The sequence below is a fragment of the Stenotrophomonas sp. GW821-FHT01H02A genome, from assembly GCF_059422145.1.
This window is the reverse complement of the sequence record NZ_JBWKWI010000006.1, coordinates 126141-148251: the sequence shown is the minus strand read 5'-3', so window position 1 is coordinate 148251 and position 22111 is coordinate 126141. Positions and strand designations below refer to the sequence as shown.

Sequence of the window (22111 nt, the reverse complement as noted above, 5' to 3'; positions counted from 1 at the left end):
TGATGGTACGGCGGCTAATTATATCGCTGTTGCGATCTGTCTGAAAGGTCCACCGTACTTTACGCAGTGCCTGTAACGGGCGAAGATCGGCAACAGGATCACCCACAAGGATGCGTAGATGACCCCTTCCCAGGCTGACGCCATCGCACAGGCCATCCTGCGGCCGGACAACAAGCGCGAGGCCGTCCAACAACGTCAGCGCACGCAGGCGCAGTATCTGGCGCGACAACGCATTGCTGTTGCTACGAGCCTGGTCGGCATGGCCTTGGGCGCAGCATCAGCGATATGGCTGCCAGTGTCTTGCGTGCACGGCATGATGGTGGGCGGCGCGTTGTCCTTCCTGCTTGCGCATCTGTGGCTGGCTGGGCGCGAGCGCCGGCATGCGGTGCGTTCTCCAGCCTGATCGGCTGACCCCGGCAGGGCCTCGCCGGCGACGCCGGAGGTCACGATGACCTTCGGCGCTGTACGCGGGGCCGCGCCGCGGTAGGATGCGGGCCGAGTCCTGGAGGAGTGCCGTGAATGCGCCCGTTCGCCTTGCTGCTCGCGTTGTCGTTGCCTGCGCCGATCGCCCTCGCGGCGCCCCCTGCAGCAGTTCCGGACGCTGCCGCGGTAGATGCGGAGATGGCGCGGATGATGGCCATCACCCATGCGCAGGGCTTGGCACTGGCGGTGATCGATCAGGGGAAGGTCGTGCAGGTGCACGCGGCCGGCAAGCGCAACGCCGCCGCTGACCCGCTGACGACCGACACGGTGATGTACGGTGCGTCGCTGACCAAAATGGCCTTCGCCTACATGGTGATGCAGTTGGTGGACGAGGGGGTGCTGGACCTGGACCGGCCGATCGGCGAGTACCTGCAGCGCCCCTTGCCGGACTACCCGGCAGAGAAGCAGTACGCGCCCTGGCCGGACCTCAGGGACGACCCGCGCTGGCGTCGCCTGACCGCGCGGATGCTGCTCAGCCATCGCAGCGGGTTTGCCAATTTCGCGTTCCTGGAGCCGGATGGAAAGCTGCGCCTGCACTTCGATCCAGGCACGCGCTATGCCTACTCCGGCGAAGGCCTGATCCTGCTGCAGTTCGTGCTGGAGCGCGGATTGGGCCTGGACGTGGGCGCGGAGATGCAACGGCGGGTGTTCGACCGCTTCGGCATGACCCGCACCAGCATGCTGTGGCGCCCCGACTTTGCCGGCAACCTGGCCGACGGCTGGACCCAGGACGGCACAAGCGAGCCGCACGATGAGCGCAGCCGCGTGCGGGCTGCCGGTTCAATGGATACCACCATCACCGACATCGCGCGTTTCGCCGCCGGCTACATGCGTGGCGAGGGGCTGTCGGCAAAGGGGCGTGCCGAGCTGGTCCACGCGCAGTGGCCGATCACCACTGCCAGCCAGTTTCCGACCCTGCAGGCCGAGCTGGCGCCCGCGCAACGGCGCCGTGACCTCGCCGCCGGGCTGGGCGTGGTGGTGTTCCAGGGACCGCAGGGGCGCGGGTTCTACAAGGGCGGCCACGACGATGCGGTGGGCAACACACTGGTGTGCGTGGCGCGACGCCAACGCTGCGTGGTGGTGCTGGGCAACGACGTGCGCGCCGAAGCGGCGTTCCCCGCCCTGGTACGGTTCGTTCTGGGCGAAACCGGCGCGCCGTGGTCGTGGGAGTACGGGGGCAAGACGTTCGTCGAATGACGCAGGCCATGTAGCGGCTTACCAGCGCAGCTGTGCCGGCAATGGCCCGTCATGCGAGGGAAACAACGGCAGCACGTACTCGGCCAGCTCCTGCAGCACCTCGGCTGCAGGACGAGGTCGAGGCCCCCACCAGCGCGCTGTGAGTCGGTACTACGCGCACAAAAAAACCCCGCCTTCCGGCGGGGTTTTTCGTACTGCGGTGGCGGATGGCAGGTGCCGACCGATGGCCGGCCTCTACATCAGAAGTCCATGCCGCCCATGCCACCCATACCGCCCATGCCGCCGCCGGCTGCGCCAGCGCCGTCATCCTTCTTCGGGGCTTCGGCAACCATGGCTTCGGTGGTGATCATCAGGCCAGCGATCGAGGCCGCGTTCTGCAGCGCCGAACGGGTCACCTTGGTCGGGTCCAGGATGCCGAATTCCAGCATGTCGCCGAACTCGCCGGTGGCGGCGTTGTAGCCGAAGCTGCCGGTGCCTTCCTTGACCTTGTTGACGATCACGGACGGCTCTTCGCCAGCGTTGGCCACGATTTCGCGCAGCGGGGCTTCCATCGCGCGCAGGGCGATCTGGATGCCGTGGTTCTGGTCTTCGTTGGCACCCTTCAGGCCGCTCAGCGCGGTGACCGCACGGACCAGGGCAACGCCGCCGCCCGGGACCACGCCTTCTTCAACGGCTGCGCGGGTCGCGTGCAGGGCGTCGTCGACGCGATCCTTCTTTTCCTTCATTTCGATCTCGGTCGAAGCACCGACCTTGATCACGGCAACGCCGCCGGCCAGCTTGGCCACGCGTTCCTGCAGCTTCTCGCGGTCGTAATCCGACGAGGTGTCTTCGATCTGCGTCTTGATCTGGGTGACACGCGCTTCGATGTTGGCCTTCTCGCCGGCGCCATCGATGATCGTGGTGTTTTCCTTGGAGACCTGCACCTTCTTGGCGCGGCCCAGGTCCTTGATCGTCGCCTTTTCCAGCGACAGACCGATTTCCTCGGAGATCACGGTGCCGCCGGTCAGCACGGCCATGTCTTCCAGCATCGCCTTGCGACGGTCGCCGAAGCCCGGTGCCTTGACGGCCACGACCTTCACGATGCCACGGATGGTGTTGACCACCAGGGTCGCCAGCGCTTCGCCTTCGATGTCTTCGGCGATGATCAGCAGCGGCTTGCCGGCCTTGGCGACGCCTTCCAGCACGGGCAGCAGGTCGCGCACGTTGGAGATCTTCTTGTCGTGCAGCAGCACGTACGGATCGTCCAGGTCAGCGGTCTGCGACTGCTGGTTGTTGATGAAGTACGGGGACAGGTAGCCACGGTCGAACTGCATGCCTTCGACGACGTCCAGCTCGTTGTCCAGGCCCGAGCCTTCTTCAACGGTGATGACGCCTTCCTTGGTCACGCGGCGCATCGCTTCGGCGATGATGTTGCCGATCGACTCGTCCGAGTTGGCCGAGATCGTGCCGACCTGGGCAATGGCCTTGTCGTCGGCGGTCGGCTTGGAGATGTTCTTCAGCTCGGCGACGGCGGCGATCACGGCCTTGTCGATACCGCGCTTGAGGTCCATCGGGTTCATGCCGGCAGCGACGGCCTTGGCGCCTTCGCGGATCAGGGCCTGGGCCAGCACGGTGGCGGTGGTGGTGCCGTCGCCGGCGTCATCGTTGGTGCGCGACGCGACTTCCTTCACCATCTGCGCGCCCATGTTCTCGAACTTGTCAGCCAGTTCGATTTCCTTGGCGACGGAGACGCCGTCCTTGGTGATGGTCGGCGCGCCGAAGCTCTTTTCGAGCACGACGTTGCGGCCCTTCGGGCCCAGGGTGGCCTTGACGGCATTGGCGAGAACGTTGACGCCGCGAACCATGCGGGCGCGGGCGTCTTCACCGAAACGAATATCTTTGGCAGCCATTGCGATTACCTTTTTTGTAGAGCCGGGCCAAGCCCGGCGTCATGAATGACGGAACGAAGCAACATCCGGCAGCGCCAGGCCAGGCCCGGCGACGCCCACTCAGCCGACGATGGCGAGGATGTCGTCTTCGCGCAGAACCTTGAACTCGACGCCTTCGGACTTGTAGCTGCTGCCGGCGTACTGGCCGTAGATGACCTTGTCACCGACCTTCAGCGACGGCGCGCGCACGCTGCCGTTGTCCAGGGGCTTGCCCGGGCCGACGGCCACGACTTCACCCTTGGTCGACTTTTCCTTGGCGGAATCCGGAATCACGATGCCGCCGGACGAGATTTCGTCGGCTTCGATCGGCTTGACTACGACGCGGTCATGAAGCGGCTTGATGCTCATGTGAGACCCTTTTAAGTTGTTGATTGGTCTAGGAAAGTCTGGCGATGTTAGCACTCGCACAGGGCGACTGCCAGCCACGCTCACGAAAAAACCCGACGGTGCGGGACAGAGCAGAGATGGTGCTGGCCCCTGCCCTTTCAAGGGCAGCCGGTCGGATTTTTTTCCCGCCCCGGGCCAGATGTGAATGTTTGACGCAGTTCTCAATGCGAAAGGCCGCCCCTCTCGAGGCGATCGATATGTCATCTGGATTGCGTAGATTCGAGCGGCAATGACCAATCACAAGGAGCCGTAGATGAGGTTGCTGACGCCGCTGTCCCTGGCCTGCCTGCTGGTGCTGGGCACCAGCCCCGCCCGGGCCGATGTATTCATCAATGAACTGCATTACGACGACAGCACCCCGGCCGGGGATGTCGGCGAAGCGATCGAGGTGGTCGCCACCGCCGGCGAGGATCTGTCCGGCTACCGGCTCTACCTCTACAACGGCAGCAACCCGTCGGCGGCCGCGGTCTACGCCAACAACGCGGTCCCGGCCGGTACGGCCAGCTGCGGCAGCGCCCGGCTGGCCACGGTCACCTACCCGACCAACGGGATCCAGAACGGCCCCAACGATGGCATCGCCCTGGTCGATGCCAGTGGCAAGGTGGTCCAGTTCCTCAGCTACGAGGGCACCATCACTGCCGCTGGCGGACCGGCGGCGGGCCTGACCAGCCAGAACATCCCGGTCAGCGAGACCAACAGCACCGCCCCGGGGACCTCCCTGCAGCTGACCGGCACCGGCAGCCAGTACGCGCATTTCACCTGGGCCGAATCGGCCACGCAGACCTTCGGCGCCTGCAATCACGGCCAAACCTTCAGCGGCGGTGGCCCGACCGGCCCGAATACGGCGCCGTCGGTCACCGCGACCACCCCCGAACAGGGCGCCAGCACCTTCCCGGCCGCCGCCGACCTCAGCGTGACCTTCAGTGAGCCCGTCACGCTCTCCAGCGGCGCCTTCGCGCTGAGCTGCGGCCAGTCCGGCACGGTCGCGCTGAGCCATCCCGGCACCGGTACCCGCTTCACGCTGTCCACCAACACCGCGCTGGTGGCCGGCGAGGCCTGTCGCTTCGACATCCGCGCCACCCGCATCAAGGATGCCCAGGGCGCGCGCCCGGCCGCCGATACCCGCATTGCCTTCACGGTGGCCACTGCCACCACGCCAGATCCCGGCAACCCCGGCAATCCCGGCGAGTATTACGCGCGGGTCAACACCTCCAGCCCCAGCCAGCTGCGCTGCTCGCTGCACGACACCATCAAGGGCCACACCGCCTATCCCTACAGTGGGTCGGGCACCAGCACCTGGACCATCCTGGAGATCGCCGACGAAGACCCCAACAACAGCGGCAACATCCTCGATGCCTATCGCAACCGCAGCTACACCAAGGTCAGCGGGCGCGCAGGCACCGGCAGCGGACTGACCTATAACCGCGAACACACCTGGCCGAACTCGCTGGGCTTTGCCAGCACCACCGGCGACAAGGGCCTGCCCTACGCGCCCTATACCGACACCCACATGCTGTATCTGACCGATGCACAGTGGAATGCGGACCGCGGCAACAAGCCCTATGCCAAATGCGACAGCAATTGCGGTGAGCGCGCGACCGAGGCCAACAACGGATTCGGCGGCGGCAGCGGCGGCTACCCGGGCAATGCGAACTGGGTGCGCACGCCGGATGGCAATGCCGGTTCGTTCGAAGTGTGGGGCCACCGCAAGGGCGACATGGCGCGTGCCGTGATGTACATGGCGATCCGTTATGAGGGCGGCAAGGATGCCAGGACCGGACAGTCCGAGCCCGATCTGGAGCTGACCGACGACCGCAGCAAAATCGTCAAGACCTCGGCCTCGCCGGCCTACATGGGGTTGCTCTCGACCCTGATCGACTGGCACCTGTCCGATCCGCCGGACGCGGCGGAACGCGCCCGCAACGAGGTCATCTTCAGCTTCCAGGGCAACCGCAATCCGTTCATCGACCATCCGGAGTGGGCCACCCCGGCCCTGTTCACCTCGGCCAAGCCGGCCACCTGCCAGCTGGCCAACTGAGCCAGGCCGACCGGCGCCCTCCCGCGGCGCCGGTCGGACCATTGGCCTCCAGCGGTCCTATACTCGGCGGTCATGTCGATCGCCGATCCCGTCTACCTGCTGTTCACCACCTGCCCCGACGTGGCCTGCGCCACGCGGCTGGCGCACGCGCTGGTGGACGAGCGGCTGGCCGCCTGCGTGACCCGCCTGGACGGGGCGCACTCGACTTACCGCTGGCAGGGCGAGGTCACCGAGGACCACGAGGTCCAACTGTTGATCAAGACCACCGGCAGCCGCCTGGACGCCGCGATCGCGCGCGTGCAGGTCCTGCATCCGTATGAACTCCCCGAGTGCATCGCGGTCGAAACCCGCGCCGGTCTACCGGCGTACCTGGATTGGATTCGGGCGCAGACCCGTGAGGAAAGTGATTGATGACGCTGTATCGTCGTGTTGCCGCGCTGTGCGCGCTGCTCGTGGTCTCCCTGCCGGCGTGGGCCGTCAGCGAAAAGGATCTGCTCCCGGTCGATGAAGCCTTCGGGCTCACTGCGCAGGCGCGTGACCGCGACCGCGTGGAGATCAGCTGGAAGATCGCCCCTGGCTATTACCTGTATCGCCACCGCACCAGCGTCAAGGCCGAGGCCGGCTTCGATGCCGAGGCGCTGCAGTTGCCCGCCGGCAAGAAGCACCACGATGACTTCTTCGGCGAGGTGGAAACCTACCGCGAGCGCCTGACCGGCGTCCTGCCGGGCAAGGCCGCCGACGGCACCGATACCGTCACGCTGGAAGTGCGCTACCAGGGCTGCGCCGATGCCGGCGTGTGCTACCCGCCGCAGAAGCGCACGCTGCAGGTGAAGCTGCCGGCCGCTGGCAGCGGCGCGGCCAACGCCGCCCCGGCGGCCGCCAGCAGCGCCGCCTCCCCGTTCAACAACCCGCTGGCCGGCAACTCCGGCACGGGGCTGCGCCTGCCCGGCACCAGCAATACCCAGGCCCTGCCGCTGCCGTCCGAGCGCGCGTTCGGCTTCGATGCGATCGTCGGCGATGGCAACACCGTGCTGCTGCGCTTCACCCCGGCCCCCGGTTACTACCTGTATCGCGACCGTACCTCGCTGGCGCTGGAAGGCGCCCCCGGCATCCGCGCGGACAAGCCGGCGTGGCCGGCCGCCAAGTCGCATCGCGATGAGCACTTCGGCGATGTGGCCGTGTATTTCGACCAGATCGACGTGCCGCTGCCGCTACGCCGCAGCACCGCCGGTGCGGCCGACGCCACCCTGGTGATCACCTTCCAGGGCTGCCAGACCGATGGCATCTGCTACCCGCCGATGACCCGCCGGGTGAAGCTGGCGCTGCCGGCCGGCAAGGTCAACGCGGCGGCCGGTGAAGTCGCCCAGAAGACCGAGGTGATCGCGCCGCTGCCCAATCGCGACAAGCGCGCCCAGGGCCGCAGCGACGCCGGCAGCCAGCCGATGCTGATCCGCCCGAACGAACCCGCTCTGGCCGTGCCGGGTGATGCCGCCACCCCCGATGCCAGCGCCGACAACGCGCAGCGTACGCCCCCGCCGGTGGCGCCGACCGCCGCACCCGGCAATCTGCTGGTGCTGCTGCTGTTCGCCGTGGCCGGTGGCCTGATCCTCAACCTGATGCCATGCGTGCTGCCGATCCTGTCGTTGAAGGTGCTGGGCGTGGCGCAGAGCGGTGAGAGCCGTCAGCGCGCGCGCAGCCATGCGCTCTGGTACACCGCCGGCGTGCTGGTGGCGTTTGCTGCGATCGGTGCCTTGGTGATCGCGCTGCGCGCGGCCGGCCAGGCCGCAGGCTGGGGCTTCCAGCTGCAGCACCCGTGGTTCATTGCCGCGCTGGTGTACCTGATGTTCGCCGTGGGCCTGAGCCTGTCGGGCGTGTTCACCCTGGGCGGCAGCCTGGGCGGCGTCGGCCAGTCGCTGGCCTCGCGCAGCGGCCCGGTCGGCGATTTCTTCACCGGCGTGCTCGCCTGCGTGGTGGCCAGCCCGTGCGTGGCCCCGTTCATGGGCCCGGCGCTGGCGTACGCCTTCGCCGCGCCCGGCCTGCAGGCGATGCTGGTGTTCCTGGCGCTCGGCCTGGGCCTGGCGCTGCCGTTCCTGCTGATCGGCTTCGTGCCCTCGCTGGCCCGCCGCCTGCCGCGCCCGGGCGCGTGGATGGAAACCCTCAAGCTGGTGCTGGCCTTCCCGATGTACGGCACCGCGATCTGGCTGCTGTGGGTGCTCGGCAAGCAGCGCGGCGTGGATGCGATGGCGCTGGTGCTGGGCGGCCTGGTGATCCTGTCGCTGGCGCTGTGGTGGTTCGAACGCAGCCGCTGGCGCAGCCAGCGCGTGGCCGGCCTGCTGGCCACGCTGCTGATCCTGGGCGCGCTGTACCCGATCTGGGGCGTGACCCGCCTGGATCCGCCAGCCAAGGCCGCGCAGTCGGCCAGCGACAACGTGGTGGAGTACTCGCCGCAGATGCTCGACCGGCTGCGCCAGGACAACCGCGTGGTGTTCGTCAACATGACCGCCGACTGGTGCGTGACCTGCAAGGCCAACGAGCGCGCGGTGCTGGGCACCAACGCGTTCCAGGACACGCTGCGCCGGACCAACGCGGTCTACATGCGCGGCGACTACACCAATGTCGACCCGCAGATCACGGCTTTCCTGGATGAGCACAAAGCCGTCGGCGTGCCGCTGTACGTGGTCTACGGCCCGGGCGCACCGCCGACCGTGCTGCCGACGGTACTGACCCAGGCGCTGGTGGAAGAAGCGCTGCTGCGGACCGCGCGATGAGCCTGCGGCCACCACGCCGGACGGTCGTGGTGGTCGTGATCGCGGCCGTGCTCGGCATCGGCGCGGGCATGTGGTTCGCCGGGCATGGCCAAGGCCCGGCCGATGCTCCGCCACCGCCTCGGCCGGCGGTGGTCGGTGCCCAACCGGGTGACCTGGTGCCGGCGATCACTCTTCCCGACCTGCACGGTCAACCGCTGGATCTGGCCAGCTTCCGCGGGCGTCCGCTGCTGATCAACGTCTGGGCCAGCTGGTGCGGCCCGTGCGTGGAAGAGATGCCCGCGCTGACCGCCTTTGCCGACGCGCAGGGCGCCGGCGGCGTACAGGTGCTCGGGCTGGCGCTGGATACACCCGAGGGCGTGCGCGATTTCCTGACCCGCATCCCGGTCGCCTACCCGATCGTGCTTGATACGCCCGGGCCGGCCGACGCCAGCGTGCGCCTGGGCAATGCACAGGGCCTGCTGCCGTATTCGGTACTGGTCGACGCACAGGGGCGCATCGTGAAACAGAAGCTGGGGCCGTTTGCGGCCGGTGAGATCGAGGCGTGGGCGCTGCACTGACGCCGGATTGAGCGGGGTGGGCGTCTGATCGAGGTGCCGTTGCCCTAGCGTGGGCTATTGACCCACCCAGCCCTGCGCCCAACAATGACGAGATCCATTCTCATCCATTGCCGGGCTCGCTTCGCCTTGCCGCCGGAACCGCCCGCATGTTGAAGACCGTTGTTTTCCAGCTGCATTGGCTGCTGGGCATCACTGCCGGCACCGTACTGGCGGTGATGGGGCTGAGCGGGGCCACGCTGGCCTTCGAAGACGAGATCATGCGTGCGGCCAACCCGGCCTTGGCGCAGGTGGTGCAGCGGCATGCAGCCGGCGAGCAGCCGCTGGCCCTGACAGCGCTGCTGCCGCAGCTGCAGAAGGACATGCCACAGTCATTGCAGCGGCTGCGCGTGGACGCCACCGGGCAGCGCCTGTCGGTGGCGCGTTTCGAAGGCGGCCAGGCGAACTGGCGCTATTTCGATCCGTACACCGGTACCGTGCTGACCGAGCTGAAGGGGCTGGCCTTCTTCGCCTTCGTCGAAGACCTGCACCGCCACCTGGTCAGCGGTGAGCGCGGCAGCCTGATCACCGGCAGCTGTGCGATCGCGCTGGTGTTCTTCTGCCTCTCCGGTCTGTACCTGCGCTGGCCGCGACGCTGGTGGCACTGGCGCACCTGGCTGGCGGTGGAGTGGTCACGCAGCGGGCGAAGCTTCCTGTGGAGCCTGCACTCGGTGGTCGGCACCTGGGTGCTGCTGGTCTACCTGATGATCGCGCTGACCGGGCTGTGGTGGTCGTTCGACTGGTACCGCAAGGGCGCGACCGCATTGCTTGGCGGCGCCACGGCCGAGCAGAACCAGCCGCGCGCCCACGGTGGCCCACTGGACCTGGGCACGGTGCAGGCCACCCTGTACGGCCTGGAGGGTGTGCGACGCGGTTACATCGACCTGCGCTTCCCGGCCAAGCCAGGCCGTGCGCTGACCGGCCGCGTGCAGGGAGGCAACCCCGCGCACGACCGCGCGCAGGACATCCTCCAGCTCGATCCGTCCACCGGTGCCCTGCTCTCCTACGCGCCTTACCGCAGCAAGAACGCCGGCGGCAAGATCATCGTCAGCGTCTTCGCGCTGCACTCGGGCAGCTTCTTCGGGCTGCCAGGGCGGATCATCGTGATGGTGTCCAGCCTGGGCATGCTGGTGTTCTTCATCACCGGCTGGATGCTGTACCTGGACCGCCGCCGCAAGAAGCGCGAGGTGCGCGCCTCGCGCCTGCCCCTGCCCCTGGCCACGGCCATCGGCACCGGGCAGCCGTGGCTGGTGGCGTTCGCCAGCCAGAGCGGGTTTGCCGAACAGCTGGCCTGGCGCACCGCTGCGCAGCTCCAGGTGGCCGGCCTGCCGGTGCAGGTCCGCCCGCTCGCGCAGGTGGATGCCGGGTTGCTGGCGGGCACGGACAACGCCTTGTTCGTCATCAGCACCTTCGGCGATGGCGAAGCTCCCGACGCCGCGCGTGCCTTCGAGCGACGGGTGCTCGCCCACTCCGCTGCGCTGCAGGGGATGACATATGCCGTGCTTGGGCTCGGTGATCGCGAGTACGCACGCTTCTGCGGCTTTTCGCGCAGGGTGGACACCTGGCTGACAGCACAGGGCGCACACCGCCTGTTCGCCAGCATCGAGGTGGATCGCACCGATGCCGTTGCACTGGGGCAGTGGCAGCAGCAGCTGGCCCGGCTGACCGGGGTGGAAGATCACACCCCACTGCCAGTGCCGGTCGAACTGCAGCGGTGGACACTGGGGACGCGCACCCTGCTCAATCCGGGCAGCGCCGCCGGAGCGATCTGGCAGGTGGCCCTGCAGCCGCCGGCACATGTGCATTGGCAGGCCGGCGACGTTCTGGAAATGGCGCCACGGCACGCGCGTGCGCATGTGCTGACGGTGCTGGCTCGCAACGGTCTGGATCCGCAGGCGCCGGTGACGGTCGATGGACGGATCACGACGCTGGTCGAAGCGGCGGCCATGCGCGTCCTGCCGGAAACAGCGGAGACGATCGCTGCCGCGGCAGCACCCGATGCCGCCCGCTGGCTGGCGCGGCTGCCGGCGCTGCCCCATCGCGAGTACTCGATCGCCTCGGTACCGGACGATGATGCCGTGCAGCTGGTGATCCGCCTGACCAGTCTGCCCGATGGCCGCCATGGGCTGGGCTCGGGCTGGCTGTGCGTGCATGCCACCGAGGCGGACGGCATCCCTGCCCGCGTGCGGCGCAACACCGGCTTCCATCGCCATCCCGAGCATGCCCCGATGCTGCTGATCGGCAACGGCACCGGCATCGCCGGGCTGCGCAGCCTGCTGCGTGAAGCCGACGCGCAGGGCGACCGCGGCCACTGGCTGGTGTTCGGCGAACGCACCCACGCACACGATTTCCTCTATCGCGAAGAGATCGAGGCCTGGCAGACGCAAGGCCACCTGAGCCGTGTGGATCTTGCATTCTCGCGTGATGCCGACGGCGGCGGCTATGTGCAGGACCGCCTGCGCAGCGCCCCGGAGGCGCTGCGCGCATGGGTGGATCTGGGCGGCAGCCTTTACGTCTGCGGCTCGCTGCATGGCATGGCCGAAGGGGTCGATGCGGTGCTGCGCGAGGTGCTGGGCAATGAGGCGGTGGATGCCCTGCTCAACGACGGGCGCTACCGCCGCGACGTGTACTGAGCAACGCTGCGCCGCTCAGGGAAACCAGCGGCGCAGATAGCGCGCGGTGGCACCCTGCCTGGCCCGGCTGACCTGTGCCGGCGTGCCTTCGGCCACGATCCGGCCGCCCTCCTCGCCCGCGCCCGGTCCCACATCGATCACCCAATCCGCATCGGCGACCACGCGCAGATCGTGCTCCACCACGACGACCGTGTTGCCGGCATCGACCAGGCCATGCAGCTGTGTCATCAGCTTGTCCACGTCGGCCGGATGCAGGCCGGTGGTCGGCTCGTCCAGCACGTACAGACTGTTGCCGTGCTGGCTGCGCTGCAGCTCGGTGGCGAGCTTGATCCGCTGCGCTTCCCCGCCGGACAGCTCGGTGGCGGGCTGGCCCAGGCGCAGATAGCCCAGGCCGATGTCCCGCAGCAGTTGCAGCGGCCGCTGCACCGGCGGCTCGTCGGCAAAGAACGCCAACGCTTCCTCCACCGTCATCGCCAGCACCTGCGCGATGTTGCGGCCGTTCCACTGCACCTCCAGCGTCTTGGCGTTGTAGCGCTGGCCGTGACAGGTTGGGCACGGTGCGTAGACGCTGGGCATGAACAGCAGTTCGACGTGGACGAAACCCTCGCCTTCGCAGGTCTCGCAGCGACCGGCGGCGACGTTGAAGGAGAAGCGGCCGACGCTGTAGCGCCGCGCCCTGGCCGAGCGCGTGCCGGCGAACAGCCGGCGCACATGATCGAACAGGCCGGTATAAGTGGCCAGGTTGGAGCGCGGCGTGCGCCCGATCGGCTTCTGATCCACATTGACCAGCCGCTTGATCGCCTTGGCCCCGTTCAAGCGGCCACGGGTGCGTTCGATGCGGCTGGGCTGCGGCACCTCGCTGTCGGCTTCCTCGATCACCGGCTCCTGCCCCAGATGCTCGCCGACCAGCTCCACCAGCGCCTGACTGACCAGGCTGGATTTGCCCGAGCCGGAGACGCCGGTCACCGCCGTAAACGCGCCAAGCGGAAAGCGCGCGTCCACGCCATGCAGATTGTTGCGATGGATGCCCTGCAGGCCCAGCCAGCCGGACGGCGCGCGCGGCGTGCGCTGCGGACCTGTGGCGTCCTGGAACAGATAGGGCGCTGTGACCGAGGCCTTGACCGTGCGCAGTCCTTCGGGCGGCCCGCTGTAGAGCACCTGTCCTCCGTGCTGTCCCGCGCCGGGGCCGACATCGACCAGCCAGTCCGCGCGTCGCAGCATCTCCAGATCATGCTCGACCACGAACAAGGTGTTGCCACCGGCCTTGAGCTGGGCCAACGCGTCATACAGGGCCTCGCCATCGGCCGGATGCAGGCCGGCGGTGGGCTCATCCAGCACGTACACCACCCCGAACAGGCTGGAGCGGATCTGCGTCGCCAGGCGCAGGCGTTGCAGTTCGCCCGGCGACAGCGTCGGGGTCGCGCGGTCCATCGACAGATAGCCCAGGCCCAGCGACTGCAGCGTGCGGATCCGCTCGACCAGATCGTGCGCGATGCGCTGTGCCGCGATGCGCTTCTCCTCGGACAGATCCGGCGTGCGGCGGACGTCACTGCCGCCGGCATGCGCATTGCCGCCGGCGGCGGCCCGCCTGGCGGTGGCCTGCCGGCCTGCACTGCGGCTGCGCGTGGCGGTGGCGGTAGGTGCGTCGAAATGCCCTTCCGCTGCAGGACGCAGCGCCTGCGCCATCGCACTGAGCGGCAGCTGCGACAGGGTGCCGATATCCATGCCGGCGAACGTCACCGAGAGCGCCTCGCGCTTCAGCCGGCGGCCATCACAGACCGGGCACTGTGCGCCGATCATGTAACGCGCCACGCGCTTCTTCATCATCGCGCTTTGCGTGGTCGCAAAGGTGTGCAGCACATAGCGGCGCGCACCGCTGAAGGTGCCCATGTAACTGGGTTCTTCCTTGCGCCGCAGCGCGGCGCGGGTTTCGGCCGGGGTGAAGCCGGCGTAGACCGGCACCACCGGTTGTTCTTCGGTGAACAGGATCCAGTCCCGCTGCTTCCTGGGCAGATCGCGCCAGGGAATGTCCACGTCGTAGCCGAGCGTGACCAGGATGTCGCGCTGGTTCTGCCCGTGCCATGCCGGCGGCCACGCGGCGATGGCGCGCTCGCGGATGCTCAGCGAGGGATCGGGCACCATCGATTGCTCGGTCACCTCATACACGTAGCCCAGCCCGTGACAGTTCGGACAGGCGCCCTGCGGCGTATTCGGCGAAAAGTCTTCGGCATACAGCATCGGCTGTCTGGCCGGATAGGTACCGGCGCGCGAGTACAGCATCCGCAGCAGGCTCGACAGCGTGGTCACGCTGCCGACACTGGAGCGCACGCTGGCGGTGCCGCGCTGCTGCTGCAGGGCCACCGCCGGTGGCAGGCCTTCGATCGCGTCCACGTCCGGCACGCCGACCTGGTCGATCAACCGGCGCGCATAGGGCGACAACGACTCCAGGTAGCGCCGCTGCGCCTCGGCGTACAACGTGCCGAACGCCAGCGAGGATTTGCCCGAGCCGGAAATGCCGGAGAACACCACCAGCGCATCGCGCGGGATGTCGACATCCACGTTCTTGAGATTGTGTTCGCGTGCACCCCGGACGCGCACGAAGGCATCCGGGGCAGTGGAGGGCGACGGTCGGCGCGTGGATTTCTTCATGGATGAAGAGTAGCGAACCACAGTGCCGGCTCACCGCCGGTGAAGACCGGTGAGCGCGGTGTTGACGGAGGCGTCAGGCCGTCGCCCGCACGCGCGCGGACGGCGGCGCAGTCATGACGAAGGCATCCACTGCTTCGCCCAGCAGGCAGGCCTGGCGCTCCAGCACGCGCGCCGAGGCCGAGGCCGAGGCCTCCTCCACCAGGGCCGCATTCTGCTGCGTGCTGCCGTCCATCTGCAGCAACGTCTGGCTCACCTGCTCGATGCCCGCGGTCTGCTGCTGCGACGCGGCCGAAATGCTGGCCATGATCGATGTCACCCGTTGCACACTGCCGACGATCTCGCCCATGGTCGCGCCCGCGTCATCGACCTGGCGCGTGCCGGCGTCGACCTTTTCCACCGAGGCGTCGATCAGTTGTTTGATCTGGCGCGCGGCATCGGCACTGCGCTGTGCCAGCAGCCGCACTTCGCTGGCCACCACCGCGAAGCTGCGCCCCTGCTCACCGGCCCGCGCAGCTTCGACGGCCGCGTTCAGGGCCAGGATATTGGTCTGGAACGCGATGCCGTCGATCACCCCGGTGATCTCGCCGATCCGCCGCGAGGACAGCGCGATGTCGGCCATGGTGGTCACCACCTGCGCCACCGATTCACCACCCCGCGCCGCGACCTCCGCCGCGCGGATCGCCAGCTGGTTGGCCTGCTGCGCCGAGTCCGCGTTCTGCCGCACGGTGGCCGAGAGCTCCTCCATCGCAGAGGCGGTCTCTTCCAGATGCGCCGCCTGGCGCTCGGTGCGGCCGGAGAGGTCGTGGTTGCCGGCGACGATCTCGCCGGCGGCATGGTTGATCGCCAGCGAGGCCTGCTGGATGCGCGCGACGATGTCGGTCAGCTGCATCACCGTGGCGTTGGCATCGTCACGCAGGCGCGCGAACACGCCGTGGAAGTCGCCCTGCATGCGCACGCGCAGATCCCCCTGCGACAGCGCCGAGAGCAGGCCCTGCAACCCGGACAGGTTGCTCTGGAAGGTATCGAGCAGGTGGTTGATGCTCAGCGCCAGGGTTCTGACGAAGCCCTGTTTGTCCTCCACGGTGATGCGCCCGTGCAGCTCCCCGCGCGCGGCGGCGTCCACCAGCGCGGCCACTTCATTCTCCACCGTGGTTTCCAGCGCGCGGCTGCGCCACTCCACGGCAGCGCCCAGCAGCTGGTCGTGATCCACGATCGGGGTGATCACCAGCTGGTAGCGGACGCCCGCATGTTCGATTTCGCGGGTGGCGCGCTGGCCGTCCCGCAGCGTCGGCACCAGGGTGGCGAAGGCCGGATGCAGGGCGGCAGCCGGTTGGCCACTCCAGTCCATGTGCGTGAGCTGCAGTTCGGCGAGCAGCGCCTGGTTGAGGAAACCGATCCGCCCCTCGCCGTCGAGCACCATCACCCCGGTCTGCGCGCAGTCCAGCGCCTGGCGGGCGCGGGTGTTGTCGCGCGCGACGGCGCGCTCGGCGTCGATCCGCTCACGCAGCCGGTGCTGCATGTGGCGCAGGCGCGCGGCCAGCTGGCCGATTTCATCGTGCGGATTATGCAGGGGCAGGACGGTGTCGAGCCGATCCTCGGCAATATCCTCGGCGAAGCGCAGCGTATCGGTGATCGGCTGGCGGACCGCGCGCAGCACCAGCAGCAGCGTGGCGATCAGCACCACCGCCACCAGCAGCAGGGTCAGCGCGAACACGACCCCCATGGTGCTGGCCCGCGCGGCCTGTCGCTCACGCGCCGCCGCCAAGGCCCGCGTCTGCGCCTGTTGCAGCGCCTGCAGACCGGGCCCGATCTGGGCGGCAGTCTCAGCCAATGACTGTGCCTCCACATCCAGTCCGATGCGGGCAGCGGTGTAGGCCAACAGCGCGCCCTGGTAGTCGTCCATCTGCGTGCGCAGTGCTTCCTGCGTGTCTGCGCCCAGGCGCGCCTGCGCCAGTGACAGATCGAACGGCAGCTTCTGTTCGCTGGCACGATCAGTATGCGCCGAATCGCCGGTGAGCAGCAGCAGGCCTTCTTCGCGCCGCATTTTCTGCAGCTGGGCCATCAGCACCGGGCTCGCGCTGCTCTCGACGCTGGCTTCCAGCGTGGCGGCTGCGGCCTCCAGCTGCGCACGCAGGCCGGCATCGCCGCGCCCCATCTCATCCACCCGGGCATTCAATGCGGTGATGCCCTCGGCGAAGTCACCCGCACGTGCCGCCAGCTCGCGCAGTGCCCCGGCACTGCCGGCATCGTGCGGATCGCGCTGCAGGTGCGCCAACGTTGTCTGCAGGCGCTGCTGTGCAGCCTGCAGGGCCTCGCGGTCGGCATCTTCGAAGGTGCTGGCATACCGCGTCTGCAGCCGCCGCGCATCGGCGATTTCGGTCGCCAGCGTGGCGGCCCGTGCCGCCTCCTGCTGATGCGCCGCGAACGCCTCGGCCGCTTGCTCGTTATCATGGCGCGTCCAGCCGTACACGACGGCCACCGCGAACAGGCCCAGGCCGCAGATCAGCAGGCTGGCCCTGAGTTTTTGTGCCACGCTGAGACGACCTGGCCCGGCCAGCCGAGGCGGCTGGGCCAGACGGAGGCGGAACCGGTCGCCCAGACGGGCGACGAACAACGACAGGCGGCGGGGGACGGCCGACATCACGTACTCCAGGCAGAAGGACGCATCGATATCGGCGGGCCTACGGCGAACTTGAGGGGCGACATCAACCGTCGGCGATGGCCTCGCCACTGGCTCCCGTTGTAAGCGCGCCAGACGACGAAGTGATGACGGTCAGGCGATGACCGCGCCGCCCAGGCGGCGGCGGGGCCGGCCGCACCCCGCTGCATGAACGTGCGACAGTGCAGGAAGGGACAGCACCTTCACGGCGATTGCGCTGAACTAGCGGTGGGATCGCGGCCGGGGCCGCTGCCAGGCTCGGCGTGCGCCGCCGCACATCGGGTTGATCACGACGCATCGCGCCATACCGCACGGAGAGAGACCGCCATGAACGCCGCCTTCAAGATCTTTCTGCTCGCCGGTGCACTGTTGTACGGGCTGCCGGGGCTGGTGTGGTGGGTGAATCATCGGCGGGCCAAGCGTGCGCGGCTGGCCCAGGGTGCGATCAGCGTCGAGGCGCGGTCGCCATGAGTGGCGGTACCGGTGCCCAGCCCTCGATGCAGCTGACCGATGACCAACGGCAGATCCTGCGCGATATCAACGCCACGCGGCCGGTCAGCGATGAGGCGGCCAACTGGGCAGTCAAGGCCGGCTATGCCGCACAGGCCGAAGACGGCGACATCGACCTGACCCAGGCCGGTCGTCAGCAGGTGGACTCCAGCTCGCTGTAACCTGCCGGGGTCGACATCGATACGCGGCGGCCGCGAGCGGCAGCCCTGCGCCGGCAGCGCGGGAGCCTCTCCGGCACGGACGCTTCACTCGGCCGCGTCTTGCCGAGGTGCGCTGGGCAGCGCTTGACGGCATGGGGATTTTCTCAATACTGCGCGAATGCTCAGCCAACACTTTCTGTTCTTCTTTGCCATGTTGGGCGCCTTCAACGGCATCGTGGCAGCATCGATACTGTGGTGGCAGGCGAAGGGTGAAACCCCGCAGCGCTGGCTGGCGCTGCTGATCCTCATGGTCGGTGTGCGGACGGGGAAGTCCGTGACCTACCATTTCTGGCCGGAAGTCCCCCTGGTGGTTCTCCAGCTCGGGCTGACCGCGTGTTCCATGATCGGGCCCTGCCTCTACTTTCTGGTGCGCGCCAGCCAGGACGGCTCTGCCGGAGCCGGAAAGGCCGAGCGATGGCACCTCGGTGTATTGCTGCTGCTTGTCGCGGCGGTCAATGTCCTGCTTCCCTACAGCCGCAACGCCGAGCTGTGGCGGCACACCATCGCGCCCGGCATCAACTACGCCTGGCTGGGCTACCTGCTCCTCGCCACAGCCCTGATGTATCGGCACCGCGCGAGGCTTCGGACCTCCCGGTCCAACCCACTGTTGCCGGTTGCGCTGGGGGGAATCTGGGTCATATGGATCGCGTACTACACCGCCGGGTACACCTCCTACATCGTCGGGGCGCTGTCCTTTACCTTCGTACTGGCGGTGAGCATTCTGGTGGGCACCCGCCTGCGGTCCGGACGCACGCCGATCGAGCGCTACCAGGACCGTCGCATTCCCGCGGCCGAGGCGAGCATGGCATTGCATGCCCTGGCTGAGGTAATGGCGCGCGAACGACTGCATCTTGACGCTGGCCTGACCCTGCCACGCCTCGCCCGACGGCTGGGCATGCCGCAGACCCGGCTGTCGCAGCTGCTGAACGACAACAACCAGACCTCGTTCAAGCAGTACCTGACCCAGCTGCGCGTGACCGAGGCAAAGGCGCTTCTGCAACAGACCCCGACCAAACCCCTGGACATCGTCGCCCAGGAGGCGGGCTTCCAGTCCATGTCGACGTTCTACAGCGCCTTCAAGAAGCACGAAGGGATCACGCCCGCCGCGTTCCGCACGGCCACCGCGCTCTCCTAGAATCGATTCCCGCACTCCGGAAAGATAGTGCAACGCATTGATTGGGAAGCGCTTGGATACATTGCAGGCTTCTTCTTCCACGCCTGCCCCATGCACCCGCTCTTGAGCGCCGACCAGGGCGTCGACCCCGCATGGAGGCGCCAGATCCCCAGAGGCCGCTTGTGCGCGTTCCCAGATCCTTTGTCCTGTTGCCCCTCATTGCCGCCGGTGTGATGCCGTCTCCCGGCGCAGCGACCCCGCCGCTGAGCCTCTCTGCCGCTGAGCGCCACACCCGGGTGGATGCGATCTTCGCGCCATGGAACAACGCCACCACGCCAGGCTGTGCGGTGGGCATCTCGCGCGATGGCGTGCTGGACTACACGCGCGGCTACGGGATGTCGGACCTGGAGCATGGCGTGGCGATCACACCGGAATCGATCTTTCTGGCCGGCTCCGTCTCCAAACAGTTCACGGCCTTCTCGATCGCCCTGCTCGCGCAGGAGGGCAGGCTGTCGCTGGACGATGACATCCGCACGTACCTCCCGGAGATGCCGGACGTTGGCAGGACGATCACGCTTTCGCATCTGATCCATCACAGCAGCGGGCTGCGCGAGCAGGGGCAGCTGCTGTACCTGGCCGGCTGGCGCAGCGACGACATGATGACCCAGGCCGACATGCTGTCGATAGCGGCAAAACAGCGTGGATTGAACTTCGCCCCGGGAACAGAGACGCTCTACAACAATCTCGGCTATACGCTGCTGGCGGAGATTGTCGAGCGTGTTTCCGGCAAGTCGCTGGCCGCCTTCGCCGACGAACGGATATTCAAACCGCTGGGCATGAACGACACCCACTTCCAGGACGACCACACCGAGATCGTGCGGCGCAGGGCGGTCGGCTATCGCGTGCATGCCGACGGAGAGTGGCGCATCAGTCTCCCGGCCTCCGACTACTACGGTCCAACCGGCCTGTTCACCACGGTGGGCGACCTGCTGACATGGCACGACAACCTGGTCCAGGCGCGTGTTGGCGGGCAGGCCCTGGTGGCCGCCATGCAGCGTCCGGCGACAACCGACCTTGGCCTGGCGACCGGCTACGGCGGTGGCCTTTTCATCAGCACGTACCGCGGCCTGCGCACGGTGGGGCACGACGGCGTGCACGCCGGCTATCGGGCGGACTCCATTGCCTTCCCGGACCAGCGGCTGGCCATCGTCACGTTGTGCAATGCCGCTACGGTCATGCCCGGCGAGCTGACCCGGAGGGTCGCCGAGGTCTATCTGGGCGATCGCATGACGGCGGTTGCCCCGGCGGCAGAAGCCCCCGAGGCCGAGCTGTCGGCGCTCGCCGGTGTCTACTGGAGTGCCGTAACGGATGAGGTGGTGCAGCTGGAGGTGACGGACGGGGCATTGCGGCCGGTCGGCGCAGATTCCGCGCTTGAGCCGCTCGGCCAGGGGACGTTCCGCATCGGTCACACCGCACAGTGGCGGTTCGCCGCTCCCGCAACGCGGCAGGAAGCACGCGAACTGCAGATCTGGGATTCCTGGCCAGCGCCGAGGACCTTCACCCGCGTCACCGAGCCGAAGCCTGGCCGGCCGGCGCTCGCCGCGCTGACCGGCAGGTATCGGATCGCCGAGGTCGACATGACATATGACGTCTTCCTGGACGCCGACACGCTGACAATGCGCTGGCCACGCCAGACTGACCTCGTGCTGGAGCCGGTTGGCGCCGATCGCTTCGTCAGCGGCGCGTGGACGGTGACCTTCACGCGCGCGGCGTCAGGCGCGGTGGACGGATTGACGATGACCACACGCCGCCTGCGGCGCATGCGCGCGGAGCGGATCCCTGCCACGATGGTACCTGCGCCGCCGGCGCGGACCAGCGTCCCGGGGATACGCGACCGCTGACACGATGCCTCAACGCGCACTGCCACAACGCTCCCCGCCGAATTTCAAACACTCGCTTGAAACATGCGTAACTTCGTCGAACTGGACACGATCCACCAGTTCCGCCAGACTCCGCCCTTTCCTGTTGTTCGGCACCCATGGCGAAACTGCTGGTCCTGCATGGCCCCAACCTCAACCTGCTCGGCACGCGCGAGCCGGGGGTCTATGGGCACACCACGCTGGCGCAGATCGACCAGGCCCTGCTGGCCCAGGCGCAGGCCGCCGGCCATGCCCTGGAGAGCCTGCAGTCCAATGCCGAGCACGTGCTGCTGGACCGGGTGCAGGCCGCCCGGGACGATGGCACTGCCTTCATCCTGATCAACCCGGCCGCGTTCACCCACACCTCGGTGGCCCTGCGCGATGCGCTGGCCGCGGTGGACGTGCCCTTCATCGAGATCCATCTGTCCAACCCGCATGCACGCGAGCCCTTCCGCCAGCACAGCTATTTCAGCGACAAGGCGGTGGGAGTGATCTGTGGGTTCGGTGCGGACAGCTATCGCTATGCGATGGATGCGGCGCTGACCCGGCTGCAGGGCGCACGCGCCTGATGCAGCTGCTGCATGCCCTTGCCTGCGTGGCACTGTCGGCAGGCCTGTGCGCCAGTGCCGCTGCGTTCGACCGCCAGGACGAAGGCATCGACTGCGCCAAACCGACCACGACCATGGAAAGCGACCTGTGCGCCTCCGACGTGGCTGCCGCTGCCGACGTGGAACTCAATGCCGTGTATGCGCAGGCGCGCCAGCAACTGCGTTCTCCGGACGACGGTGGCGCGTGCAGCTGGTGCCGCAACGCCGAGCAGCAGCTGGTGCTGGCGCAGCGTGCCTGGGTGCAGCTGCGCGACCACGACTGCGAGGCGGTCTACATGTTCAACTCCGATGGCACCGCGCGCAACGGCGCACAGATGCGCTGCCTGACGACCCTCACGCGCGACCGTACGCGGCAGCTGCGCGATTTCTACGAACTGCTTTGACCCGAGCGCACTGCGCTTTTCCTTCTCCACTGACATCAAGAC

General features: G+C 67.9%; 17 protein-coding genes. 13 read left to right on the top strand and 4 right to left on the bottom strand.

What is annotated here, in order from left to right:
• The first annotated feature begins 118 nt into the window (after nucleotides 1–118).
• Entirely contained in the window at nucleotides 119–403 is a 285-nt protein-coding gene (locus AC07WC_RS11135) for a hypothetical protein (protein WP_495210045.1), read from the top strand.
• 116 nt (nucleotides 404–519) lie between these two features.
• A complete protein-coding gene (locus tag AC07WC_RS11130) occupies nucleotides 520–1680 on the top strand; it encodes a serine hydrolase domain-containing protein (RefSeq protein ID WP_495210044.1) in 1161 nt (386 codons plus the stop codon).
• 239 nt (nucleotides 1681–1919) lie between these two features.
• Here the strand turns inward: AC07WC_RS11130 and groL are convergent, their stop codons facing one another.
• Nucleotides 1920–3569 carry a chaperonin GroEL gene (gene groL, locus AC07WC_RS11125; protein ID WP_019183552.1) on the bottom strand — a complete coding sequence of 550 codons (1650 nt, stop codon included), beginning with the start codon at nucleotides 3567–3569 and terminating at the stop codon, nucleotides 1920–1922.
• Nucleotides 3570–3668: 99 nt separating this feature from the next.
• A complete protein-coding gene (locus AC07WC_RS11120; protein WP_019183551.1) occupies nucleotides 3669–3956 on the bottom strand; it encodes a co-chaperone GroES in 288 nt (95 codons plus the stop codon).
• A gap of 292 nt (nucleotides 3957–4248) precedes the next feature.
• Here AC07WC_RS11120 and AC07WC_RS11115 point away from each other — a divergent pair, with 292 nt between their 5' ends.
• The 5 genes from AC07WC_RS11115 to AC07WC_RS11095 all read left to right on the top strand — a co-directional run bounded on the left by AC07WC_RS11115 (nucleotide 4249) and on the right by AC07WC_RS11095 (nucleotide 12027).
• A complete protein-coding gene (locus AC07WC_RS11115; RefSeq protein ID WP_495210043.1) occupies nucleotides 4249–6033 on the top strand; it encodes an endonuclease in 1785 nt (594 codons plus the stop codon).
• A 72-nt stretch (nucleotides 6034–6105) separates the two neighbouring features.
• Nucleotides 6106–6444 (top strand): divalent-cation tolerance protein CutA, encoded by a 339-nt coding sequence (gene cutA / locus AC07WC_RS11110; RefSeq protein WP_495210042.1) that lies wholly within the window; start codon nucleotides 6106–6108, stop codon nucleotides 6442–6444.
• Nucleotides 6444–8801, top strand: a complete 2358-nt coding sequence (locus AC07WC_RS11105) for a protein-disulfide reductase DsbD family protein (RefSeq protein ID WP_495210041.1) — start codon at nucleotides 6444–6446, stop codon at nucleotides 8799–8801. The genes cutA and AC07WC_RS11105 overlap by 1 nt, the downstream gene beginning before the upstream one ends.
• On the top strand, nucleotides 8798–9358 hold the full coding sequence (locus AC07WC_RS11100; RefSeq protein WP_495210040.1) for a TlpA family protein disulfide reductase: 561 nt from the start codon (nucleotides 8798–8800) through the stop codon (nucleotides 9356–9358). The genes AC07WC_RS11105 and AC07WC_RS11100 overlap by 4 nt, the downstream gene beginning before the upstream one ends.
• A gap of 146 nt (nucleotides 9359–9504) precedes the next feature.
• Nucleotides 9505–12027 (top strand): PepSY-associated TM helix domain-containing protein, encoded by a 2523-nt coding sequence (locus AC07WC_RS11095; protein ID WP_495210039.1) that lies wholly within the window; start codon nucleotides 9505–9507, stop codon nucleotides 12025–12027.
• Nucleotides 12028–12042: 15 nt separating this feature from the next.
• On the opposite strand, the gene AC07WC_RS11090 is transcribed toward AC07WC_RS11095, so the two are convergent.
• A complete protein-coding gene (locus AC07WC_RS11090) occupies nucleotides 12043–14676 on the bottom strand; it encodes an excinuclease ABC subunit UvrA (RefSeq protein ID WP_495210038.1) in 2634 nt (877 codons plus the stop codon).
• Nucleotides 14677–14749: 73 nt separating this feature from the next.
• The gene (locus AC07WC_RS11085) at nucleotides 14750–17317 is read right to left on the bottom strand and encodes a methyl-accepting chemotaxis protein (protein WP_495210037.1); all 2568 of its coding nucleotides are present in this window, start codon (nucleotides 17315–17317) and stop codon (nucleotides 14750–14752) included.
• 345 nt (nucleotides 17318–17662) lie between these two features.
• On the opposite strand from AC07WC_RS11085, the gene AC07WC_RS11080 reads away from it, so the two are divergent.
• The 6 genes from AC07WC_RS11080 to AC07WC_RS11055 all read left to right on the top strand — a co-directional run bounded on the left by AC07WC_RS11080 (nucleotide 17663) and on the right by AC07WC_RS11055 (nucleotide 22069).
• Nucleotides 17663–17806 (top strand): hypothetical protein, encoded by a 144-nt coding sequence (locus AC07WC_RS11080; RefSeq protein WP_495210036.1) that lies wholly within the window; start codon nucleotides 17663–17665, stop codon nucleotides 17804–17806.
• On the top strand, nucleotides 17803–18006 hold the full coding sequence (locus AC07WC_RS11075; protein ID WP_495210152.1) for a hypothetical protein: 204 nt from the start codon (nucleotides 17803–17805) through the stop codon (nucleotides 18004–18006). The genes AC07WC_RS11080 and AC07WC_RS11075 overlap by 4 nt, the downstream gene beginning before the upstream one ends.
• 157 nt (nucleotides 18007–18163) lie before the next feature.
• Nucleotides 18164–19180, top strand: a complete 1017-nt coding sequence (locus tag AC07WC_RS11070; protein ID WP_495210035.1) for a helix-turn-helix transcriptional regulator — start codon at nucleotides 18164–18166, stop codon at nucleotides 19178–19180.
• 188 nt (nucleotides 19181–19368) lie between these two features.
• Nucleotides 19369–21060, top strand: coding sequence for a serine hydrolase domain-containing protein (locus AC07WC_RS11065; RefSeq protein ID WP_495210034.1), 1692 nt, complete (start codon nucleotides 19369–19371; stop codon nucleotides 21058–21060).
• Between the two features lie 137 nt (nucleotides 21061–21197).
• Nucleotides 21198–21647 carry a type II 3-dehydroquinate dehydratase gene (gene aroQ / locus AC07WC_RS11060; RefSeq protein ID WP_495210033.1) on the top strand — a complete coding sequence of 150 codons (450 nt, stop codon included), beginning with the start codon at nucleotides 21198–21200 and terminating at the stop codon, nucleotides 21645–21647.
• Nucleotides 21647–22069, top strand: a complete 423-nt coding sequence (locus AC07WC_RS11055) for a lysozyme inhibitor LprI family protein (protein ID WP_495210032.1) — start codon at nucleotides 21647–21649, stop codon at nucleotides 22067–22069. The genes aroQ and AC07WC_RS11055 overlap by 1 nt, the downstream gene beginning before the upstream one ends.
• The last annotated feature ends 42 nt before the right edge of the window (nucleotides 22070–22111 follow it).